The organism is Pseudonocardia sp. Cha107L01, assembly GCF_052566575.1.
Genome location: NZ_CP199579.1, coordinates 2,423,062 through 2,444,013, shown reverse-complemented (window position 1 = coordinate 2,444,013; position 20,952 = coordinate 2,423,062). Strand labels below are relative to the sequence as shown.

Here is a 20,952-nt window from a genome sequence, read left to right as displayed (position 1 = left end):
GGAAATTATCGCTTTTTACGATGAACTGTGTGGCTTAGCGTGGCGTTCATGACCGATCACCTCTCCAACGGCGAGAAGCTCGTCGGGATCAGCGATGTCGAACTGTGCGTCGAGACCTTCGGAAACCCCGCGAACCCGGCGGTCCTGCTCGTCGATGGTGCGGCCGCCTCGATGCTGTGGTGGGAAGCCGAACTGTGCGAACAGATCGCGGGCGGCGACCGGTTCGTGATCCGCTATGACAACCGGGACACCGGCAGATCCACCAGCTACCCGCCCGGACAGCCCGGGTACACGTACAAGGACCTGGCAGGGGACGCGCTCGGCATCCTGGACGCACTGAATGTCGAGCGCGCACACGTCGTGTGCCGGTCCATGGCCGGCGGAATCGGACTCATCTTCGGGGTGGAGCACCCCGGCCGGGTCGCCTCACTGACATTCGTCTCCACCTCCACGGGCGAGGACGGCCTCCCACCGTCGTCGGTCGAGTTCACCCCCGCCGACCCGGACCCCGCCGATTCCGCCGCGGTGGTGGACTTCGTTGTCGCGTCAGCAAAGGCGTACTCGGGCGGCTCGCCCTACTTCGACGAGGCCGCCATGCGTGCGCTGGTCGAGCAGGACGTGGCCCGCACCCGCAACATCGCCTCCACCCTCACCAACCACTACGCGATGACCTTCGACGGACCGTCACACAGCTACGGAGACATCAAGGCGCCAACCCTGGTGGTCCACGGGGACCACGACCCCGCTTTCCCCCTCCCCCACGGCCACGCGCTGCGCGACGCGATTCCCGGCGCGCAGCTGCTGATCCTGCAAGGCGCCGGGCACGACCTGCCGAGGCCGCTGTGGGACGTGTTCGTACCGGCCCTGCTCCAGCACACCGGAGGCGGCCGACCATGACCCGGATGCGTTCGGCACTCTGGTTGCCGATTTCGATGATCTCGCCGAGGCGGCGGTGGTCGCACGGCTGGCCGCCGAGGCGGAGGAGGCCGGCTGGCACGGCGTGTTCGTCTGGGACCACCTGCGCTGGCGGGCGCCGGTCCGGCAGGTGGCCGACCCGTGGATCACGCTGGCCGCGATCGCCACCGCCACCGAACGCCTCCGGTTCGGCCCCATGGTCACACCACTTGCCCGCCGCCGGCCGGCCAAAGTCGCCAAGGAGACCGCGACGCTGGACCGGCTCAGCGGTGGCCGTCTCACCCTCGGCGTCGGTCTCGGCAGCAACCGCTTCGGCGACGAGCTGCGCGCGACCGGCGAGGAACTTGACGATCGGCGGCGCGCGCAGATGCTCGACGAGTCACTGGAGATTCTCGCCGCCGCGTGGTCCGGTGAGCCGGTGCACCACCACAGCCGGCACTACACCGTCGACGGCATCTCGTTTCTGCCCAGACCGGTTCAGCGCCCCGGCGTGCCGGTGTGGGTCGCGGGACTTCCCGGTAACGTCAAACCGCTGCGCCGCGCCGCGCGGCACGACGGCTTCTTCCCCGTCAATCTCGAACACCCGGACCAGGTCGCCGACATCGTCACCACCATCACCGATCTCCGCCAGGCAAGGACGACCCCGTACGACTTCGCCATCCCCCTCCCACCCGGCGCCGATGTGGCGCCCTACGCCAAGGCGGGCGCCACCTGGTGGCTGGTGGAGTTCTCGCCGGAAACAGTGTCGCTGGACCAGGTGCGAGGCGTACTCCGCGACGGCCCGGTCGACATCGATATCGAGAGGGCCCGGTGACGGTGATGTCCGACCTGTTCGACTACGACGCGGAACTTCGCCTGCACAACGAACTCTTCCGCGCCGCTGCCCGCGTCGGCTCTCGCGACCGTGTGCTCGACATCGGCTGTGGCACAGGGCAATCCACGCGCGAGGCCGCCCGCGCCGCTGCCACCGGAAGCGCGGTAGGCGTCGATCTCTCCGCACCAATGCTCGAACGGGCCCGTCAGCTCAGCGACGACCAGGGACTGGCCAACATCACCTACCAGCAGGCGGACGCCCAGGTTCACCGCTTTCCACCGATGCATTTCGACCTCTGCATCAGCAGGTTCGGAACGATGTTCTTCGCCGACCCGGTCGCCGCGTTCACCAATATCGGGCGCGCTCTGCGCCCCGCGGCGCGCCTGGTGCTGCTGGTCTGGCAAGAGCGCGACCGCAATGAGTGGGCCACCGCGCTCCGCCAGACCCTTCCCGCCGCAGCAACCACACCCCGCGCTCCGGACCCGTTCTCACTCGCCGACCCGACCGTCACGGAAGGCATACTGGCGGCGGCCGGCTTCGCGGAAGTCAGCTTCACCGACGTGCACGAGCCCGTCTACTACGGCCCGGACAGCGCCACCGCCTTCGATGCCGTGCTCCGCCTACTGAAGTTCAATGACCTGCTTGCCAACTTCGACGCCGCGGCGGCCGAGCAAGCACGCACGCGGCTACGCACCACCCTCGACGCCCACGACACCGACGGCGGCGTGTACTTCGACTCGCGTGCCTGGATCGTCACAGCCCGCCAGCAGCAGGAAGCCGCACTCACAGAGGGCGAGTGATCTCAGTTGCGCAAGCTCAGTACACGATCTCGGGCAGCCCGGGCTACTGACCTGACGCCGCTGCCGACCGCCTGGAATGCCAGATTCGTCGGGTCGAAGTACTCGCGCCACTCGATGACCTGGTCGCCCTCCACCTTGAGCACTCCCGCCACCGCCGCGGCGGCCAGTACGCTCCCGTCCGCACGGCGCAGGTGATCGATCCGGGCGGTGTGCACCACGTTCTGATTGACCGCCAGACTCAGTAGCTCGACCTCAATCGTGTCCAGGGCCATGAAGGTCCGAGAGCGTTCCAGGAAGCGGACAGCCTCCCCTGGGCCGACCGTGCGGGCCAACGGTCGCTGATCCCAGACGCAGTCGTGGCTGAGGGTGGACTCGAACGAACGGCACATCTCGTCGAAGGTCACTGCCCACCGGCCGAAGAACCCTTTGACCAGTGCATCCGGGGTAGCGAGCATCGGAAGATCGTAGAGGTTGAGAGCAGAGGGCGGCCGGGTGGTGATCCTCTCGCGGACCACCACCCGGCCGGACCCGAGCCGATCCGGGCGCTGAGACACCAGGTCTGGCTACAGCAGGGCGATGGGGATGATGGCCAGCAGACCGGGCACGATGACCGCCAGGGACACTGCCAGGGTCAGCAGCCGGCGGAACAGGGCCTCCTGTTGTTCGACCGCGCTGTTGCTGATGATGAGTGTCCCGGCGACGTGGATGGGGTTCATCACCATCAGTGCCGCCGGCACGGTCACCGCGCAGGTGACCCAGAAGGTCAGTGGGCTGTGCGCGAACGCGGTGTACACGATCGGCGTCATCAGCCCGAGCACCCCGAGCGTGGAGCTTTCGATGTTGCACAGGATGGCCGTCAGGTAGGCGAGGACCAGGACGAGCGCGATTCCGGCGCCGAGACCGTGCAGCACCTTCGCTATCGAGTCGATCGTGCCGATCTTCTGCATCAGCCCGAGGTAGGTGAGCAGGCCGCACAGCAGCAGCATCGACGACCACGGCAGTCGGGAGAGCAGGGCCCGTTCGTTCGGGTGGAACGCGATCTGCAGCAGCGCGACCAGGCACATCGCGCTCACCCCCACGTCCGCCTTGGCGACCACCACGAGCAGCACGAACGCCACGAAGCCCAGCCCGGAGCACCACATGTAGGCCCGGTTGGGCGCCGAGGCGGCGCCGCTGCCCTTGTTGTCCAGGCCGGCGGCCGCTGGGGGGTTGTCCAGGCCGGCGGCCGCTGGGGGTTTGTCATCGCCGACGGCCGCTCGGGGGTTGTCGTCGCCGGCGGCCGCGGGGGCCGGGATGAGTTCGAACGCCCGGCCGCGCTGCCGCTGCAGGGCGTTCAGGCCCTGCAGGACGAGCACCACAGTGACCGCGACCACCATCGACACCGCCCACAGTCCCCAGCTGGAGTAGTCGACGTGCAGCTTCGTCGCGGCCGCCCGGACCGTTGCCCCGGTGGGGTTGAGCGGTGACAGCCCTGCCGAGTTCGCCCCGATGACGACGGCCAGTTCGCACAGGTAGAAGCTGGCGCGGTAGCGCACCCCCACGTGCGCGACCATCGGTACCAGAAACGCGATCGGCGCGGTCGAGAACGCGCCCGCCGTGGACAGCAGCGCGGCCAGCAGGAAGCCGGTCCACGGCAGCAGCGCCTGCCGCTCACCGACAGTCGCGTAGACCTTCTCGACCACCCTGGCCAGCGCGCCGCTGCGTTCCAGGTGCGCGAACAACGCCGAGACGCCCGCGATCAGCACGAACAGGTCGCCCGGGAACGTCTGGTACATCACCTTCGGGTCCAGCCCGGACAGCAAGAGGACCGGCAGCGCCGCGGCGAGCGCCAGCACGCCGATGTTCATCCGTCGCCAGATCGCGACGACCAGGACAACTACCAGGAGAATGAGCGACAACGCTTGGACTGCAGACACCGACGGCCCCCTGACGACGGGTCAAAGCATCCAAACTGTATCCGGCGTTACCCGATCCGACCATCATCGCCACGATCCGCGCGACACCCGCGACTTCGACCCACTCACCCCGACTGGACGCCCCGTTGCGCCTGGTCATCGGCACCTACACCGAGAAGCTGCGCCACGTGGACGGCACGGCGGACGGCCTGCTGGGCGCCGGGTTCGAGGCCGACACCGGGCGGTTCGGCCCGGTCACGCCCGCCAGCCTGCTGTTCGGCTGACCGGCACGCAGACACCACGCTCGACCTGGGACGCTGTGGGAGTGCGAGCGGCAGCGGTGATCCTCCCGCTGGCGGTATCGATGCTGGTCGGCTGCGCGCACAACCCTCCACCCTCGGCCACCCCCGCGCCGAAGCCCCCGCCACCCTGCCTGTCTCAGCTCGACGACCTGCCGTTCGCCACCTGCCTGCTGACGGAGCTCGACCAGGTGTGGACCCGGGAGCTGCGGGACACCGGGCGCACCTACACCGCCCCCCGGCTCACCGTGGGCGACGGCGCCCGCGGCGACCGCACCCGAGACGGCGGCCCCGACCGCGCCTTCTACAGCCCCCGCAGCGGTATCCACCTCCCGACCCGGTACCTCATGGCGGTGCACACCGCCTACGGCCCCCGTGCCCAGATGAACCTGACCTTCACCATGAGCCACGAGATCGGCCACCACATCCAGTCCCTGCTCCACCCCGGGACCGACGTCCGGGTGAACGACCGGGAGGCACAGGCCGACTGCTACTCCGGGGTGTGGGCTCATCAGGAAGCAGCCGACGGCAAGCTCAACTCCGAACAGTTCCGGGCCGCCGCGACCGCCGAGCTGAACCGACTCTCGACCTACCCGGACGAGGTGGCCACCCACGGCGACCCCGCCCAGCGGCTCGCGTCGCTGGACAAGGGCCTGCACAGCGGGGACCCGGCGGCCTGCGACGTCGGTCCGCTCACCTGGCGCTGACCGGTCCGGACCTGTCGCCGGCGGTACGTCTCTAGTCGGCACGACCGCGCTACAGACTCTGCCCGCCGGACGCCTCGACCCGTTGCGCGGTAGTCCACCCGGCGGTTTCGGTCGGGTTCGCCGATGCGGCCCGTCACGCTCGGGTCAAATCATTCGGACGTTTGAGAACAGTGCTCCCAGCGTGACCGGCCTGCCACACTCGACGCCATCACCTGACCGCCGTCGGTGCGGCTTGCGAGTCGAGGAGGTGCCGGAGATGAGGTACGCATTGGTGATCTGGCATGGCGAGGAGCACTCGCTGTCGCCGGAGGAGGTCGACGCGCTGCCCGAGCATCAGTCCTGGTTCGCGGACGTGACGTCGCGCGGCGTCTTCAAGGGTGGCGAACGGCTCCGGCCCTCGGTCACCACGAAGGTGCAGGTGCGAGGTGGCGAGACGCTGGTGTCCGACGGTCCGTACGCGGAGACGAAGGACCTGATCGGCGGCATCGCCGTGATCGAGTGCGCGCATCTCGACGAGGCGATCGAGGTCGCCGCGAGGCATCCGTTCGCCAAGCTCGGCACCATCGAGGTGCGCCCGGTGTGGGAGTGACCGACCCGGTCGAGGCGGCGGTCGCCGAGGCGTTCGCCGCCGAGTGGGGGCAGGTCGTCGCGACGCTGATCCGGGTGACCGGCGACTGGGACCTCGCCGAGGACTGCGCGGCCGATGCGTTCGCGGTGGCGGTCGACCGGTGGCGGCGTGACGGCATTCCGGCGAAACCCGGCGCCTGGCTCACGACGACGGCACGTAACCGAGCGACGGACCTGATACGGCGCCAGGCCGTCGGCGCCGCGAAGCTCCGGCGGTCCGCCGTTCTCGCTCGTGGCCACAACAAACCAGACGAGCCGGCGGAACCGGACGAGGTGCCCGACGACCGGCTGCGACTGATCTTCACCTGCTGTCACCCGGCGCTGCCGTTCGACGCGCGGGTGGCACTGACGCTGCGCACGCTGGTCGGGCTGACGACCGCGGAGATCGCGCGCGCGTTCCTCGTGCCCGAGCCGACCATGTACCAGCGGCTCACCCGCGCGAAGAGGAAGATCCGCGAGGCCGGCATCCCGTACCGCGTCCCGCCCGCGCATCTGCTGGCCGACCGGCTCAACGCCGTGCTCGCCGTTGTGTATCTGCTGTTCAACGAGGGGTACGCGGCGAGCGCGGGTGCCGAGCTGGTGCGGCAGAGTCTCAGCGCCGAGGCGATCCGGCTGGCCCGGCTGCTGGTGCGGCTGCTGCCCGAGCCGGAGGCGCAGAGCTTGCTCGCGCTGATGTTGCTGCACGACGCTCGGCGCTCCACCCGCGTCGACTCCGCCGGCGCGTTCGTGACGCTGGAGCAGCAGGACCGTTCGCGCTGGGACGTCGCCGAGATCGCGGAGGGGTTGCGGCTACTGCCCGCGACGCCTGGCCCGTACCAGCTCCAGGCGGCGATCGCCGCCTGCCACGCGACGGCCGCGAGCGTCGGCGCGACCGACTGGCCGCGGATCGTAGGGCTGTACGACGACCTGCTCCGGTTCGCCGCGTCGCCCGTCGTCCGGCTCAACCGCGCCGTCGCCGTCGCAATGGCCGACGGCCTGGCGAACGGGCTCGCCCTCGTCGAGGAGCTCGCCGAGTCGGGCGAGCTCGCGGGTTACCACCTGTTGCCGGCCACCCGCGCGGACCTGCTGCGCCGGCAGGGCTCGTACGCGCTCGCGTCGAAGGCGTACGAGGAAGCGCTGGCTCTCGTGTCGACCGATGTCGAGCGCGCATATCTCCAGGCGCGCCTGGACGAACTCAAGCTCTGAAGATTTTTTCGCGGCGGTGTCGAATGCCGCGGTGCTCCGTTCGTCGGTGGCCAGATCCAACCGATGAGAGGACGGACCATGGTGCTTCAGAGCAAGAAAACGGCGGAGCTGACCGGCCGGCACCGGCTGACGGTCTTCCGTCCCCGGCCCTCGGCCACCAGCTACTCCGGCAGCTCCAGCGATTCGCGCGAGGCGAGCGCCGACGAGCTCGCGGCGGTGTGAGCGCCGGAAGGTTCCGAATTCCCAACCGACACTCATCAACGAAAGGAATGCAGTCATGAATGATCGACCTCTGGCCCAACCCGAGATCGTGACGAGGGCGCAGTTCCAGCAGACCCGCGATGAACTGTTGATCCGGGAGAAGGCGCACACCCGGGAAAGCGACGCGATCGCCGCGGCCCGGCGGCGCCTACCGATGGTGGAGATCGACCCCAACCTCGAACTGACCGGGCCCGACGGGCCGGTCACCCTGCTCGACGCGTTCGAAGGGCGCCGACAGCTCATCGCCTACTACTTCATGTGGCACCCCGGCCATCCCGCACCCGAGCAGTGCGAAGGCTGCACGTGGGTCACCACCCAGGTCGCGGAGCTGTCCTACCTCCACTCGCGAGACATCACCTACGCGGTCTTGTGCCAGGGTCCCTACGACGAAGGCAGCCGCTACAAAGAATTCATGGGCTGGGACGTGCCGTGGTACTCAGCACAGGCCTCCATCGACGCGCTCCTCGTCGGGCGCCACGTCGGCATGATGCACATCGTGTGCTACCTGCGGGACGCCGACCGCGTCTTCGAGACCTACTGGACGACCTACCGCGGCGTCGAGGTGATGGATTACAACTACGCACTCATGGACCTCACCGCCTACGGACGCCAGGAGCCCTGGGAGGACTCGCCCCCCGGCTGGCCACAACAGTGGCAAGTCGACGGCTCCAACATCCGGACGAACGGACGCCCCATCGCCCAGTGGTCGCGACTCGAAACTGGACGCTCTGACGACCTCACCGCTGGGCCCTGAGTATCCGCGACGAAGCCATGTCGGGCCGGCGGCTACCAGGGAAGGGTTCCTTCGGCGTCGAAGAACCCTCCGGTGGGGCCCTCAAGGCCCACCTGCGCCATGCGCACGATGATCTCCGCGCCCTGCTCGACGGTCTGGACGCCGGTGTTCCCGTTCAGGTCGGTCTTGGTGAAACCGGGCTCCACCGCGTTGATCCGCATGCCCGGGAACGCCTTCGCGTACTGCACGGTGATCATGTTGACCGCGGCCTTCGACGCCGGGTAGGCCACACCCGGGTAGCCGTACGCCGGGGCACCCGGGTTGCTGACCCCGGTCAGCGAGGCCAGACCGCTGCTGACGTTGACCACGACCGGCGCGGCCGACCGCCGCAACAGCGGGAGAAACGCATGGAGGACGCGCACGGTGCCGAAGACGTTCGTCTCGAACGTGCGCCGCATCAGGTCGGCGGTCGCGTCGGCGGGTCCGATCACGACGTTGTTGTCACTCCTCTCCTCGATACCGGCGTTGTTGATCAGTACGTCCAGCCCTCCGTCGGCCTCGATGGCCGTCACCGCGGCCGCCACGGACGCGTCGTCGGTGACGTCGAGCTGGACTGCCCGCGCGCCGAGTTGCTCGGCCGCCTGGCGCCCGCGTCCGGCGTCCCGGCTGCCGAGGTAGACGGTGTGGCCGTCGGCGATGAGTCGGCGGGCGGTCTCGAAGCCGAGACCCTTGTTTGCTCCGGTGACCAGTGTTGCTGTCATTGCTCCAGGATGCGGCGCGGCGGCGCGGTCAGCCAGGAGTCCCGTCTTCCTGGGACTGTCAGTGCCAGGAAGATCCGGGACGGGCGGTGCACAGTGGTGTCATGGCGACCACGGAGTTCGGGCACACGGTGCGACGCTGGCGCGACCGGGTCTCGCCGGAGGCGGCCGGGCTACCCGTCGGCGGCCAGCGGCGCGCGGCCGGCCTGCGCCGCGAGGAGCTCGCCCTGCTGGCCGGGATCTCGGTCGACTATGTGACCCGCCTCGAACAGGGCCGGGCGACCAACCCGTCGGTGCAGGTCGTCGAGGCCCTGGGCCGGGCTCTGCGCGTGTCCGGGGCCGAGCGCGAGCATCTGTTCACCGTCGCCGGGCTCGTGCCGCCGGGGCAGGGCACGGTGCCCGCCTACCTCACGCCGAGCGTTCAGCGGATGCTGGACAGGCTGACCGGGACGCCCGTCGCGGTCTTCGACGCGGCGTGGACGCTACTGCTGGCCAACCCGCTGTACGTGGCATTGATGGGCGAGTGGCACGGCAACGACCGCAACGCGGTATGGCGCAACTTCCTCGGCTCGGGCAGCCGTGTCCGCCACACACCGCGGTCCCGGCGCGCGCTCGAGGCCGCGCAGGTCGCCGGGTTGCGTGCGTCCGCGAGCCGGTATCCGGCCGACCAGCGGCTGCGGCGCCTGGTCGCGGAGCTGCGCGCGAACAGTGGCCGGTTCGCCGAGCTGTGGGATTCCGGAGGCGTGGACCAGCCCGAGGGATCGTGCAAGACCGTCGATCACCCGCGGGTGGGCGCCTTGACACTGGATTGCGACTTGCTCAGCGTCGCGGGGTGCGACCTGCGCATCATGATCTACACGGCCGAACCCGGCACCCGCGACGCTGAGCAACTTGCGCTCCTCGCCGTCCTCGGCACCCAGACACTCGTCGGCTAGGCGGGGTCGTCGTCGCCGTCGAACAGGACCGCTACAGGGCGAACACGAGGCCCTTGCGGGGGTCGGCCTTGCCCTCGACGAACCCGGTGTAGGCGGTCGCGAGCGCGTCGGCGCCGGTCGCGTGCTCGATCTTGATCAGCTCCGGTACCCGGTCGGCGAACGCCAGCCAAGCCGCACCGACGCGCTGCGCGAATGCCGCCGGCCCGAGCGCGGCGGCGCGTTCCTGACCGACGGTCGGCGCAAAGAACAGCTCCGGCCGAGGGCCCGGCAGACCGTCGCCCACACCAAACGTCGCGCCCTCCCAGTGCGTCGCGCCGACCATGATCGAGGCCCGCAGGACGCGGTGGGTCACCTCGTGCACCTGCCGGCGAACGTCGGCGTTGCCAGCCATGTCGATCAGCACGATCCCGCGATCGGCCGGCAGCGCGCCGATGTTGTCGTAGGTGAGCACGTCGTCGTAAACGCCGAGTCCCTCGGTGAACTCGACGTTGGCCGCGGCGGTCAGCCCGATCAGTGTCGGCGGGTCGTCGTGCTCACGGATTGCCCACGCGGTGGCGTACGCGGTCTTGCTCGACGCCGACGCGAGCACCGCCGCCTCGGCACCGTGCCAGCCGTTGGCGGCGAGCTGGTCGGCGATCAGCCAGGCGGTCGTGAACAGCGGTCGCATGATCATGGAGGCACCATCCTGGCCGGGCTCGAAGCCGGCCTCCGGGACCGCGCGCAGGTAGTAGTTGTAGACCGGCGGGAGCGGCGCGCGCGCCGCCGACGACTCGACGAAGCCAGCGCGGTTGGGACTCGCGCGCAGCGTGACAAAGCTGGACATCGGCCAGTAGCCGTAGAACCGGTCGCCGGGCACGATGCCGTGCACCCCGGAGACGCTCACCGCGCCGAAGCCCCAGACCGGGATCCGCCCCCAGCCCTCCGGCGCGGGGAAGAACCGCCAGTAGCCGTACGAGTCGCCGAACACCGCGTAGGTGAGGTTGTTGGCGGTCAGGCCGAACCCCTCCACCCTGAACTGCACCGTCCCCTCGGCGGCGGACGCCAGGGTCTGTTCGCCGTCGTCGGTCCGGTGAATCCGCAGGTCATCGCGCCGCACGAGGAAGTCGGTCACGCGACGAGTATAGGCATCCGCGCGCCCGTGGGACGGCCGCGGCGGATCAGCGCACCGCACTGTCGGTGCATCGGGCAAGGGGTGGTGATCTTCGGTTCTGGCAGCCCCCACAGCGTTGCGCAGGGGGGTGTACGACGTTTACTCCTGCGTAACCGCTTGGTGACAGTCGGCGTCCTATAGTTTCGCCATTCTTGACGAGGTTGATCCATTCATCGGCACCGCCGCGACCTGTCTCCCGCTCGCGAGCGGGCTCGCAGCCACGTGGTGGTGGCCCAAGCCGCAGGTGGGCAATACCCACCCGGGCGCCACCTCGCCATTTGGCATGGTGTCGGCCTGTGCCTACTCGGGCGCCTACCCGACGGGCTACGGGCGCTACAACAAGAACATCCAGGGCGTGCCCGAGGAAATGTTCGAGACGCTCCAGACGTCCGGGTTCACCCACTTCCAGCAGTCCGGCACCGGCGCGATCCGCAAGTACTACAACTACGTGCGGGTCACGCCGATGGTGCAGCCGCTGGACGACCTCGGCGAAGCGTGGCCCCTGCACGACGAGGTGGCGTCGGCCGGGTACTACGCCGCCTCCCTGGACACCGGTGTCCGCTGTGAGATCACGGTGGGCGAGAAGGTCGCCATCCACCGGTACACGTTCCCGGAGAGCCGCAGCGCCCGCGTGGTGCTGGATCTGTCCTGCGGCGGGCTCGCCATCGAGCACGGCCGGACGGTCCCGCTGCGGGCCTACGTGGAGAGCTTGGGGCACGGCCAGGCGCACGGCACGGTGGTCCTGGAGGGTGTGCCGCTGTCGGTGCACGTCGAGGTCCACAGCCCGGGCTGGCGACAGATGCTCTGGCACGACCGCCGGCTGATCGAGGGCGGCACCCGGCTCGACTTCGACAGCATCCGGCAGACCACGCTGCGCCCGTTCGGGCTGCTCTTCATGGGCCCGGCGCGCGCCGGGCAGACCGTCGAGGTACGGCTCGGCTTCTCCATGCGCGGGTGCGAGCAGGCCCGCGAGAACCTGCACCGCGAGTGCGGCGACGCCGAGCCGGCGTTCGACCTCATCCGAACCCGCACCGAGACCCGCTGGGCCGACCACCTCGACCGCGTCCGGGTGGACGGCGGCACACCCGCGCGGCGGCAGGTCATGGCCACCGCGCTCTACCACTCGCTGATCAAGCCGTGCTTCGGCGAAAACGAGAGCCCATTCTGGCCGGCGTCCGGGCCGTTCGCGTTCGACGTCTGCACGATGTGGGACATCTACAAGACCCAGATCCCGCTGCTGATGGCGATTGCGCCGGACCGGGCCGCCGGCCTGCTGGAGTCGCTGATCCGGGTCTGCGAGGAAGAGGGCAACTTCCCGATCGGCTACCGGATGGCCCGCGGCGCGGACCGGTTCTTCCGGCAGGGCAGCGCGCTGGCCCACACCGCCCTGGCCGACGCGCACGCGCTCGGGCTCGGCGGGCTGGACTGGAGCTGGGCGCTGGTGCACATGGAGGACGACCTGCGCCGCCTCTACGGCGAGGACTTCATCGAGCACGGCCTGGTGCACCCGATCACACACACGCTCGACCTCGCCTACGGCCACCACTGCACGGCTCAGGTCGCCAGGGCGCTGGGTGACAAGCGCCTCGCCGACGAGATGGAAGCGCGGAGCCGGCTGTGGGTCAACGCCTTCGACCCGGCCACCGGGCTGCTGCGCGACTCCGAGTTCTACGAGGGCGGCAAGTGGAACTACTCGTTCCGGCTGATCCACGACATGCGGGCGCGGATCGCCCTGGCCGGCGGTGACCACGCCTTCGTCGCCATGCTCGACGCCTTCTTCGGGTTCGGCGCCGGCGCGGTGACCCAGCCCGGCCGGAGCCCCTCCGCCGAGGAGATGACCGCCGGCTACACGCTCAACCGGTTCGAGGGGTTGAACAACGAACCGGACATGGAAGCGCCGTGGGCCTACCACTACGCCGGCCGGCCGGACCGGACGGCGGACGTCGTCCATGCGGCTCTGACGTGGCAGTACGGCACCGGGGCTGGCGGCCTGCCGGGCAACGACGACTCGGGCGGTCTCAGCTCCTGGTACGTCTGGGCGTCGCTCGGGCTGTTCCCGATCGCGGGGCAGAGCCTGTTCCTGGTCAACGCGCCGGCCTTCGCCCACGCCGCCCTGAGTGTCGAGGGTGGCGAGTTCGTCATCGAGACCACCGGGCACCGCGAGGCCCCGGTCGGCGCGGACGGTATCGAGCAGACACCGCCGGCGCAGTACGTGCAGTCGGCGGCCCTCAACGGACGCCCGCTCGAGACGACCCATATCAGCGCGACGGACGTGCACCGCGGTGGCGTCCTGCATCTAGAGCTCGGCCCGGAACCGGCGCCGTGGGGGCGTTCGGTCCGACCGCCGTCGTTGTCCGACGCACGCACGGGAGGAGGAACAGCATGAGCTACCCAGACCGCAGGCTCGTGATCGTCGTACGAGCCGACCCGGTGATCTGCGGCCATTCCGGGGAGGCCCGAAACCTCGCCGAGGTGGCGCTGGCCCGGGGCTTCGACGATGTACGGCTACTCACCTGGCCGATCGCGACGCTGGAGGCCGCGGGCCTACCACTGAAGCCGCTGGACCGCCTGCAGCCCTACAGCGACGGGATCACCGTGGAGCGCCCCGAGCCGGTCGGGGACTACCGGGTGCCGGACGGCCGTCATCTTGCCGGTCTCACCGGCCGACTGGTCGAGCTGCTCGCCGAGCCGGTACGGACCACCTGTCTCTCCATGTACCTGGCGCCGCACGCGAACGTCGTCATGGACGCCGTGATCGCCGCACGTGCGGCCGGTTTCGTCAGCGATGTCCACACGATCGCCAAGGCGGTGGGCTCGGACGTCACCAACGTCATCCGGTCCTGCCTGCGGGAGGGGCGGTTCGGCCCTGCCGCCGTCACCCTGGCCACGTACCTCGCGCATGACGAGGTGGTCGCGGTCTCCGAGTACACCCGCGACCAGGTCATCCTCTCCGCGCAGGCCGTCGACCTGCACTGCGGCACCCGGTTCGCGAGTGAGTGCCAGGACCGGGTGACCGTCAGCTACCCGCCGATCGACACCTCCGCCTACATCGATCTGGACCCACTGGCCGTGGACGCCGCCCTGGCCCGGCGCGGGCTCGAACGCGACGGCTACGTGCTCTTCCTGTCGCGGGTGACCCGGGCCAAGGGCATCCACGACCTCGTGGCGGCCTACGCCGCGTCGCGCGCACGGGACCGGGTCAAGCTCGTCATCGCGGGCACCGGTCCGGCACTGAGCGACGTCCGCAAGCTGGCCGCCGGCCTGGGTTACATGGGCGACCGCGTGGTCTTCCTCGACGACGTGGACGACGACGAGAAGCCGCTGCTGATGCGGGGGTGCGCGACCTACGCCCTGCCCACCAAGCCGGAACCCGACTTCGTCGAGACGTTCGGCATCGCCCTCGCCGAGAAGATGCTGGCGGGTGGCGGTCCGGTGATCACCACGCTGACCGGTGGAACCGGTGAGGCTGTCGGCGATACGGCCGTCATCGTCGAGGCCGGCGACGTCGCGGCCCTCACCGCGGCACTGGATCACGTGGTGCTGGAGATGTCGGAGCACGAGCGGCGTTCCCTGGAGCGCCGCGGCCGCGAATATGCGCTGGCCTTCGATCGCGCCCGGGTCTTCGACGACCTCTTCCTCCCGAGCCTGGAGCGGCACCGGCGGACCGCGACGGTCACCGCCCTCAGGCCTCACGACGAGCCGGCCGCGGATACCGGCTGAACCACCTGTCCTTACCCGTGCGCACCGGCGGTCCGGCCTAGACGGGGGGTCGGAAGCCGGCTAGCCACCGTTGCCCCTCGCAGGTCGGGCACGGGTGCGTTTGGAAACCGCCGATCACGGCGGGGTTGTCGCTGTGGGTGGCGCGGCCACTGGCGATGCGCCCGGCCCCGCAACAGTTGGGACATAGTGTGCGCATCGTGGCGTCAGGGGCCAGAGCGCGCTTCGGTTGTCTCTGCATCTTGTGGGTTCCTTGAGCCGTGGGGTGGAGTAGGGCTTCAAGTGACAGGTGAGCACTGTGCCTCATCAGCTGTGGCCGAAGTTTCCTGAGAGATCATTGGGACGCAGGTGGTTCGAGGACTTGCTTAGCGGCGTCGTTCTGTCGCCCGCCGGTTGCTGAGGACACAACGAGGTGTCTTCCGGGAGTGGGCGACGGGGCTGGTCAGGAGCCGCGGGCTTGTTGCCGGGCCTCGCGTAGAGCCGATCCCGATCGCCACCCGAACCGCGATCACACCGGACGGGCCGGCCCCCCGTCGCGGCCGAACGGGCCTCGCATGAGATCATATGAAGCCCGCGTTCTGCGCGTACCAACGGCGAAGGGCTGTTCATCCCCTTCGCAACCCACGGTGTCGACTCCCCCGGCACCAGGACTCGCCGGAGCGCACCCAGGTACCTGGAGAAGCCATGAAGATCTTGGCAAGGTTGATCGCCTTATCGCCGTTGCCCATGCTCACGGCGTTCGTTCCTCGACCCGGAGCTGCACCGACGCCCCAGCGAGGTCAGCAAGCACCCGCCGCGACCAGACTCGGGGTCGAAAGCGAGATCACCAGGCAGCTGATGGCCGGAGAGATCAATCAGGGCACCTATCGTTTCTTGATCGAAACGCTGGCCGCCCACGAGTCCGCTCAGCCGGCATCGGGCCCGAGCCGTCCATAGGCCAGCAACGCGGCCCGACGGCTGACGCCCGGCGAGGGTGTCGGCCAGCTGTGGTATCCCACCAGGGCGAGCATGAGAGAGTCTTGAATTCCTCACAAGTAACGAAGAGATAAAAGAGTATCCTTTGTAGGCTTTTGGCATGTCGGACCTGGCGTCATCGGCTGGTCGCGAGAGAGATCGCGTGGTCGCGATGCTCGTCAGCCAGGCCCTCGATGACCTGGAGTCGGAACGCCTCGACGCCGCTACCGCGTTTCGGCTGGTTGGCGAGCGAGCCTGGGCCGAGGGCCACCGGGCGGGGCTGCATGCCGGCAGCTTCGCCCAACCGCCACCGGCGTCCACCCGCGCGGATGAGGTAAACCTAGAAAACTAGTCGTCCCGGTGGCGCGGTGGGGGACGCTCTTTCTGACGTTGCCGGGGCACGATTGCGGTCCACAGGTCATCCAGCGCCTGCAACGTTTCGTCATTGAGGCGTTCGAACTCCTCATCGCCACCGGCGTGCCGGCGAGCCGTCTGGGTGTCACGGAAGGCTGCGCGGGCGTTGCGAACGCGCTGCAGGTAATCGCTCACCGTTTCTCGCCGCTTTCGGTGTTGACTCCACGTGCCATGAACCCGGACGTCGAGGATAGGTGAGCTACCTCAGCACTGCCACCGCGATCCGGCGCCGATCGCGGGACCATCACACCGCGCCGGGCTCCCGATGGGGCGAGCCCGTGTGGTCAGAGAATGACGGTGGTGCGGTCCTTCTCGGCGACCGGGACCACGCCGAGTGGGGCGTCGGGGTCGACCTTGTAGCTGAGGACCCGTTTGTAGGTGTTCTTCTTCTCCATGCCGGTCTTGCGCCAGGCGGCGGTGAGGGCGGCTTTGGTCCAGAACGCGGGGCCGTCGAGTGAGTTGGACCTGGGCGCCCAGTGGGCCTTGTTGCGCAGGATGCCGTTGCCGTAGTGCATGGCGTAGGAGCGGCGGATCTGAGACGTCCAGTGTTCGGTGGTCAGTGAGACGCTGAAGCCGTCGAGGTTGCTGACCCGGTGTGGGCCGTTGAGTGACCAGTGCAGCATGTCGCCGGGTCCGAGGTCGTGGACTTCGGCGTAGTCGTCGAACCACGGCTGGTAGTCCAGCCCTTCGGTGGTCAGGCTGCGCACGACGTTCTCGATGCGGGTGGGCTGCAGGAACGGCTCGGTGGGCGGGTAGATCCAGATCCGCTTGCGGCCGCGGATCTGCCAGAGCCCTTGGCCGGGGACGTCGAAGTGGTAGTAGACCCGGGCGGTGGGCGAAGAGATCAGCAGGCCGAGCTTGCGTTTGAAGGTTTTGAAGTCCGGCATGATGGTCTCGAGCTCGTCGTACATCTGCGCGAGCAGGTCGGCGAAGCGCGGGTCGGCCTTCTCGATGGCCATCAGGTTGATCCACACGCGGCCGCCGCGGACGGCGTCGAGCACCTTGGCGCCGGGTTGTCCGGCGCGGTCGACGTGTCCCCAGATCGCGGGGTCGTCGTCCATCGTCGTGATATCGATGCGCTTGAGATCGATGGTCTCGACCAGGTTCGCCAGCGACTCGTCGGAGAACAGGTCCTCCCGCTCGGCCAGGTTGTGCCGCAGCTTGACGGTGTGTTTGCCCCAGAGCTGGATATCGCGCGGCGAGATTGCGTCGAAAACGCGTGGCACGGCGAAAACCCCCTTCCAGGGCTTCTCATGGACCCGGTCGGTCCATCTCATGGGTACAAGCGCTGCCCGCGCCCTGGCCGTTACGTCCGGGAGCCTCGCACCCCGTGTCGCATCCACTTCCGCGCCTTGTCGAGTGCTGCCCGGCCGGCGGACCCTGAGCTCAGCAGGTCGTAGACCCGACGCAGCAGCGGTGAGGAGATCAGTTCGACCGCGCGGGGGTAGTGGTGCAACCGACCGCCGAAGCCGAGCTTGAACCGCGCGGCGCCGTCGAGGGCGGACGAGCTGACCCCCTCCTTCGCCAGAGCGGTAACCGCCGCCGCGGACAGGCCGCCGAGGTCGAACTCGGCGTAGCCGTTCGCCTTGGCCCACTTCATCGCTTCCCAGTCGAGCGCGGAGGTGACGCTGAGCCGCACCGCCGGGCTCGAGCGGTCCAGTCCGGTGAGCCGGCACCGCAACACACCACCGCAGGTCGTGAACAGCTCCGCCGCGACCGGCTCGCCGTCGACCTCCCCGACGAAGATGTCCACGTGGCCGTGGTCGGCGAACTGGTGAAACAGGGTGCGCACGTAGTCCGGGGACAACTCCGAGAAACCCTGGTGCTCCGCTGTCCGCCGCAGCAGGTCGGCAAGTATTTCCAGGTCCGCGACCCCACCGCGGCGCACCGCCACCCCTGAGCTGGCCCACTTGCCCGTCCAGCGCCGGATCCGTTTACTCAGCCCGGCCCGCAGCTCCTCCTCGGTGGCCGACAGGTCGATCCGCACGGTCGCGGCCGGCGCCACCCCCGCCATCGAGTCCCGGAACCCCCGGGCCAGCAGCGCGGCACTGACGTCATCGCCTTCGACCGGCTGCACGAACAACGCACACAACCGGGTCCGGCCCAGCCCCTCCAGCGCGTCGGCCAATGCCGCAACCACCGCCGCCCGCGGTGCCGCCGCGGCGACGATGGGGCCGTAGGAGACATACCCGATCCGCCCGAGAAGCGGCACCCGCCGGACCAGTACCTGCGCGCCGCCGACCAGCACATCCGACTGCCAGGCGAACACGTACAGCGGCTCGTACCCCACCGTGCGCCGCACCGCCGCCCAACCGCTGAGCTGGGTGACGTCACTTTCCTTCGTCTCGGACACAAGCCGGTCCCACGCGGCCAGAATCGACTCGGCCGGTCGCTCGCTCAGCGATACGGCAACCGAACCAATGTCGAGTGCACCGGGTCCGGCCCGCGCTGCGGGCACAGCGGACACAGCGGGAAGCCTATGCAGCAAGCCCCGTTTCATCTCGCCGTCTCCCGTGCCATCGTTGGCGGCCATCGACTCGTGGACGCGCGAAATAATGACACAAAATGGGTGTCCTCAACGAACGTTTCATCAGCTGGCAACGCTGTCCGAGCACGACCGGTAGACGGCGGCGGCTTCAGCGGCCCACCGAACAGGAGCTCAGGTCACGCGGTCGGAGGTGTGACCGGCGCCACACGTGCAGTACCGTGGCCTGCCGCTGGAGAAGGGCTCACCATGAGCAACGCTGACCTGCACCGCCGTTCCGCCGACCTGTTCAACCACCGTGACTGGGCCGGCTTCGTTGCCGACTATGCAGCCGACTGCGAGTACATCGACCAAGCCCGCAACTCCACCGCGAAGGGCCGTGAGCAGGTCCAGGAGTTCGAACAGGGCTGGGTGACCGCTTTCTCGGATGCGCAGATGACCGACGCGCAGGTGATCGACGGAGGTTCGCAAACGGTGCTGCTGTTCACCGGGTCCGGGACCAACGACGGTCCGCTGGGCCCGCTGCCCGCGACCGGGCGACAGGTTTCGATGCGGTTCTGCGAGATTCGCGAGTACAACACCGACGGCAAGGTCGTGCGCGGACAGTTGTTCTACGACCAGGTGACCATGCTGGTCCAACTCGGTCACATGAACCCACCTGAGGGCTGAGCGCCGCGCCGCCGGGTCGCGCGGCGGGCCCGTCGTTCACGAACCAGGTTTGACCCACGTCGAGGTCTGCGCCACCTTGTTGCTGCCGATCTTCAACCCGCGATAGTCGGTGCGCACCCAGCCGCTGAGCGCCTGCCACAGCGGCTCGTACCGAGGGCGGTGCGAGTCGTCCAGCAGCAGGATTCCGCCGGGACGGATCTTCGGCACGGCCGCGAGGCCACACTCGACGCGTGCTCGACCGTCGACGATGACCAGGTCGAACCGTTCGTCAGGTTGTGCCGCGATCAGGCCGACGTAGTCGTCGAAGAACTTCCCCGGGGTCTTCACCGAGCCGATGGTTCCGTCAGTGGCTGGCTCGGACATTAGGGTCTCTGCGGTATCGCCGAGCTGTTGGCGCAGGACCTCGAACCACTCACGGTCGTGCTCGGCAACCGTGACCTGCGCGCCGAGGTCGGCCAGCCACAGTGTGCTGCCCCCGCCGCCGAACTCGAACACGACGGGACCAGGCGGGAGCGCCGCGGCCACGCCATTGATTGCGGCGAACGGCCACCACGGCAGCCGCGATTCGATAGTCGACTGCCTACGTTGACGCGCCCACCGCAATACCTCTCCGGCGCGGTAAGGTCGGACGCCGTAGAAAACGGCAATCTTGGACAACGATGTCACCTTGCTCATAGCCCCCGTCATCCCCGGAACCCTACTGGGAACTTCCGCAATGCGCTGTAGCTAATTTGCCATCGTCCTCGGCTCGCCGCGCCTCTTACTTATCGGCAATCGCCCGGCCACGCGTTATTTGTTGTACCCGACCCTGCGCCACGAATTCGTTCACATTTCACATTAAGCGGCGGCCCAGTTCTCCAGGACGTGCGGGAGCCAGTTGTCGTTGTCAGTCCGATACCGGCCAGAGTCGCCCGGCGCCGCTCAATCGCTCCGGGCGCAACCGTTCAGCACCGGGTGCAACCGACGTTGATGGAAGTGTTGACCGAGCTCGACGAGTTGTTCGTAGTCCAGCGAGGTCGGGGGAAGCTCGCCGGAGCCGGCGCGCGGACGCAGACCGTCGAGCGTGATCGCCAGGTGTCGGCGCCAGGCGTCCGGGGAGATGGCCGCGCTCGCCGGGACCACTCGCAGCAGCGAGAACAGGATGAACAGCACGTCCGTCAAGCGGATGTCGGCACGGACCACTCCCCGCTCCTGGGCTCGGTCCAGCAGGGTCTGCATGAGCGTGTCCGCCTTGACCCGAAATTCGCTGAGCACCGGGGAACCGGGCATGCCCTGCATCATCAGGTCGCAGAGGCCCTGGTCGGTGGCAATGAACGCGCAGGCCTCGTCGAAGTAGGTGGCGAGCGCAATCCACGGGTCGTCCATCCGCAGTGCCCGGTCAAGGACGCGCTCGAGCGCCTCGCCGGCCCGGGCGAAGACCGCCTCGTACAGCCGCTCGCGGGTCGGGAAGTGTCGGTACAGGGTGGCGTTGCCCACCCCGGCCCGGCGTGCGATCTCGTCGAGCGGAGCGTCCAGGCCCTGTTCCTGCAGTACCTCGCCGGCGGCGTCGATCAGCCGCTGCCGGTTGCGCGCCGCGTCTCGCCGCAGCCCTGAATTCCCCTCCACCTGCATGATCTGCATCATAGCCCGAAACG

General features: G+C 68.9%; 23 protein-coding genes. 14 read left to right on the top strand and 9 right to left on the bottom strand.

Annotation, left to right across the window (positions count from 1 at the left end; genetic code table 11):
• The first annotated feature begins 48 nt into the window (after positions 1 to 48).
• Genes ACTXG6_RS11685 through ACTXG6_RS11675 form a run of 3 tightly spaced genes read left to right on the top strand, consistent with a single transcriptional unit; the run spans position 49 to position 2,529 of the window.
• Positions 49 to 897, top strand: coding sequence for an alpha/beta fold hydrolase (locus ACTXG6_RS11685; protein WP_445187798.1), 849 nt, complete (start codon positions 49 to 51; stop codon positions 895 to 897).
• A gap of 55 nt (positions 898 to 952) precedes the next feature.
• Entirely contained in the window at positions 953 to 1,729 is a 777-nt protein-coding gene (locus ACTXG6_RS11680) for an LLM class flavin-dependent oxidoreductase (protein ID WP_445187797.1), read from the top strand.
• Between the two features lie 5 nt (positions 1,730 to 1,734).
• The gene (locus tag ACTXG6_RS11675; protein WP_445189977.1) at positions 1,735 to 2,529 is read left to right on the top strand and encodes a class I SAM-dependent methyltransferase; all 795 of its coding nucleotides are present in this window, start codon (positions 1,735 to 1,737) and stop codon (positions 2,527 to 2,529) included.
• Between the two features lie 2 nt (positions 2,530 to 2,531).
• On the opposite strand, the gene ACTXG6_RS11670 is transcribed toward ACTXG6_RS11675, so the two are convergent.
• Together ACTXG6_RS11670 and ACTXG6_RS11665 are read right to left on the bottom strand one after the other, a co-directional pair.
• Entirely contained in the window at positions 2,532 to 3,083 is a 552-nt protein-coding gene (locus ACTXG6_RS11670; protein ID WP_445187796.1) for a limonene-1,2-epoxide hydrolase family protein, read from the bottom strand.
• Positions 3,084 to 3,092: 9 nt separating this feature from the next.
• Positions 3,093 to 4,445 (bottom strand): SLC13 family permease, encoded by a 1,353-nt coding sequence (locus tag ACTXG6_RS11665; protein ID WP_445187795.1) that lies wholly within the window; start codon positions 4,443 to 4,445, stop codon positions 3,093 to 3,095.
• A 125-nt stretch (positions 4,446 to 4,570) separates the two neighbouring features.
• Here ACTXG6_RS11665 and ACTXG6_RS11660 point away from each other — a divergent pair, with 125 nt between their 5' ends.
• From ACTXG6_RS11660 to ACTXG6_RS11635, 6 genes are all read left to right on the top strand, one after another.
• Positions 4,571 to 4,708, top strand: a complete 138-nt coding sequence (locus ACTXG6_RS11660) for a hypothetical protein (protein WP_445187794.1) — start codon at positions 4,571 to 4,573, stop codon at positions 4,706 to 4,708.
• Positions 4,709 to 4,749: 41 nt separating this feature from the next.
• Complete coding sequence (locus ACTXG6_RS11655) at positions 4,750 to 5,430, top strand: neutral zinc metallopeptidase (protein ID WP_445187793.1); 681 nt, start codon at positions 4,750 to 4,752, stop codon at positions 5,428 to 5,430.
• A gap of 256 nt (positions 5,431 to 5,686) precedes the next feature.
• Positions 5,687 to 6,019: a YciI family protein gene (locus ACTXG6_RS11650; protein WP_445187792.1), complete on the top strand. Its 333-nt coding sequence runs from the start codon at positions 5,687 to 5,689 to the stop codon at positions 6,017 to 6,019.
• The gene (locus ACTXG6_RS11645; RefSeq protein WP_445189976.1) at positions 6,016 to 7,242 is read left to right on the top strand and encodes an RNA polymerase sigma factor; all 1,227 of its coding nucleotides are present in this window, start codon (positions 6,016 to 6,018) and stop codon (positions 7,240 to 7,242) included. The genes ACTXG6_RS11650 and ACTXG6_RS11645 overlap by 4 nt, the downstream gene beginning before the upstream one ends.
• A gap of 78 nt (positions 7,243 to 7,320) precedes the next feature.
• Positions 7,321 to 7,464: a hypothetical protein gene (locus tag ACTXG6_RS11640; RefSeq protein WP_445187791.1), complete on the top strand. Its 144-nt coding sequence runs from the start codon at positions 7,321 to 7,323 to the stop codon at positions 7,462 to 7,464.
• A gap of 55 nt (positions 7,465 to 7,519) precedes the next feature.
• Positions 7,520 to 8,257, top strand: coding sequence for a DUF899 family protein (locus ACTXG6_RS11635; protein WP_445187790.1), 738 nt, complete (start codon positions 7,520 to 7,522; stop codon positions 8,255 to 8,257).
• 32 nt (positions 8,258 to 8,289) lie between these two features.
• Here the strand turns inward: ACTXG6_RS11635 and ACTXG6_RS11630 are convergent, their stop codons facing one another.
• Positions 8,290 to 8,997 (bottom strand): SDR family NAD(P)-dependent oxidoreductase, encoded by a 708-nt coding sequence (locus ACTXG6_RS11630; RefSeq protein WP_445187789.1) that lies wholly within the window; start codon positions 8,995 to 8,997, stop codon positions 8,290 to 8,292.
• A 101-nt stretch (positions 8,998 to 9,098) separates the two neighbouring features.
• On the opposite strand from ACTXG6_RS11630, the gene ACTXG6_RS11625 reads away from it, so the two are divergent.
• Positions 9,099 to 9,929 carry a helix-turn-helix transcriptional regulator gene (locus ACTXG6_RS11625; protein ID WP_445187788.1) on the top strand — a complete coding sequence of 277 codons (831 nt, stop codon included), beginning with the start codon at positions 9,099 to 9,101 and terminating at the stop codon, positions 9,927 to 9,929.
• Between the two features lie 31 nt (positions 9,930 to 9,960).
• Here ACTXG6_RS11625 and ACTXG6_RS11620 read toward each other — a convergent pair whose 3' ends face one another.
• Positions 9,961 to 11,040: a DUF2855 family protein gene (locus ACTXG6_RS11620; protein ID WP_445187787.1), complete on the bottom strand. Its 1,080-nt coding sequence runs from the start codon at positions 11,038 to 11,040 to the stop codon at positions 9,961 to 9,963.
• A 187-nt stretch (positions 11,041 to 11,227) separates the two neighbouring features.
• Here ACTXG6_RS11620 and ACTXG6_RS11615 point away from each other — a divergent pair, with 187 nt between their 5' ends.
• From ACTXG6_RS11615 to ACTXG6_RS11605, 3 genes are all read left to right on the top strand, one after another.
• Complete coding sequence (locus tag ACTXG6_RS11615) at positions 11,228 to 13,465, top strand: glycoside hydrolase domain-containing protein (protein WP_445189975.1); 2,238 nt, start codon at positions 11,228 to 11,230, stop codon at positions 13,463 to 13,465.
• Entirely contained in the window at positions 13,462 to 14,799 is a 1,338-nt protein-coding gene (locus tag ACTXG6_RS11610) for a glycosyltransferase (RefSeq protein ID WP_445187786.1), read from the top strand. The genes ACTXG6_RS11615 and ACTXG6_RS11610 overlap by 4 nt, the downstream gene beginning before the upstream one ends.
• A gap of 1,114 nt (positions 14,800 to 15,913) precedes the next feature.
• Positions 15,914 to 16,102 (top strand): hypothetical protein, encoded by a 189-nt coding sequence (locus ACTXG6_RS11605; protein WP_445187785.1) that lies wholly within the window; start codon positions 15,914 to 15,916, stop codon positions 16,100 to 16,102.
• Here the strand turns inward: ACTXG6_RS11605 and ACTXG6_RS11600 are convergent.
• The 3 genes from ACTXG6_RS11600 to ACTXG6_RS11590 form a co-directional block, all read right to left on the bottom strand.
• Positions 16,099 to 16,299 (bottom strand): hypothetical protein, encoded by a 201-nt coding sequence (locus ACTXG6_RS11600; protein ID WP_445187784.1) that lies wholly within the window; start codon positions 16,297 to 16,299, stop codon positions 16,099 to 16,101. The genes ACTXG6_RS11605 and ACTXG6_RS11600 overlap by 4 nt on opposite strands.
• Positions 16,300 to 16,448: 149 nt before the next feature.
• The gene (locus ACTXG6_RS11595) at positions 16,449 to 17,390 is read right to left on the bottom strand and encodes a hypothetical protein (protein ID WP_445187783.1); all 942 of its coding nucleotides are present in this window, start codon (positions 17,388 to 17,390) and stop codon (positions 16,449 to 16,451) included.
• 80 nt (positions 17,391 to 17,470) lie between these two features.
• Positions 17,471 to 18,517: a lipid II:glycine glycyltransferase FemX gene (locus ACTXG6_RS11590; RefSeq protein WP_445187782.1), complete on the bottom strand. Its 1,047-nt coding sequence runs from the start codon at positions 18,515 to 18,517 to the stop codon at positions 17,471 to 17,473.
• Positions 18,518 to 18,844: 327 nt separating this feature from the next.
• Between ACTXG6_RS11590 and ACTXG6_RS11585 the strand changes: the two genes are divergently transcribed.
• A complete protein-coding gene (locus tag ACTXG6_RS11585) occupies positions 18,845 to 19,318 on the top strand; it encodes an ester cyclase (protein ID WP_445187781.1) in 474 nt (157 codons plus the stop codon).
• Positions 19,319 to 19,354: 36 nt separating this feature from the next.
• Here the strand turns inward: ACTXG6_RS11585 and ACTXG6_RS11580 are convergent, their stop codons facing one another.
• Both ACTXG6_RS11580 and ACTXG6_RS11575 read right to left on the bottom strand, forming a co-directional pair.
• Positions 19,355 to 19,813, bottom strand: coding sequence for a hypothetical protein (locus ACTXG6_RS11580; protein ID WP_445187780.1), 459 nt, complete (start codon positions 19,811 to 19,813; stop codon positions 19,355 to 19,357).
• 426 nt (positions 19,814 to 20,239) lie between these two features.
• Entirely contained in the window at positions 20,240 to 20,929 is a 690-nt protein-coding gene (locus ACTXG6_RS11575) for a TetR/AcrR family transcriptional regulator (RefSeq protein WP_445187779.1), read from the bottom strand.
• Positions 20,930 to 20,952: the final 23 nt, after the last annotated feature.

Bases quoted from the DNA above. Each gene is read 5' to 3' on its own strand.
- ACTXG6_RS11685 (WP_445187798.1), top strand. From the start codon at position 49: ATGACCGATCACCTCTCCAACGGCGAGAAGCTCGTCGGGATCAGCGAT.
- ACTXG6_RS11675 (WP_445189977.1), top strand. From the start codon at position 1,735: ATGTCCGACCTGTTCGACTACGACGCGGAACTTCGCCTGCACAACGAA.
- ACTXG6_RS11650 (WP_445187792.1), top strand. From the start codon at position 5,687: ATGAGGTACGCATTGGTGATCTGGCATGGCGAGGAGCACTCGCTGTCG.
- ACTXG6_RS11640 (WP_445187791.1), top strand. From the start codon at position 7,321: ATGGTGCTTCAGAGCAAGAAAACGGCGGAGCTGACCGGCCGGCACCGG.
- ACTXG6_RS11635 (WP_445187790.1), top strand. From the start codon at position 7,520: ATGAATGATCGACCTCTGGCCCAACCCGAGATCGTGACGAGGGCGCAG.
- ACTXG6_RS11630 (WP_445187789.1), bottom strand. From the start codon at position 8,997: ATGACAGCAACACTGGTCACCGGAGCAAACAAGGGTCTCGGCTTCGAG.
- ACTXG6_RS11625 (WP_445187788.1), top strand. From the start codon at position 9,099: ATGGCGACCACGGAGTTCGGGCACACGGTGCGACGCTGGCGCGACCGG.
- ACTXG6_RS11610 (WP_445187786.1), top strand. From the start codon at position 13,462: ATGAGCTACCCAGACCGCAGGCTCGTGATCGTCGTACGAGCCGACCCG.
- ACTXG6_RS11575 (WP_445187779.1), bottom strand. From the start codon at position 20,929: ATGCAGGTGGAGGGGAATTCAGGGCTGCGGCGAGACGCGGCGCGCAAC.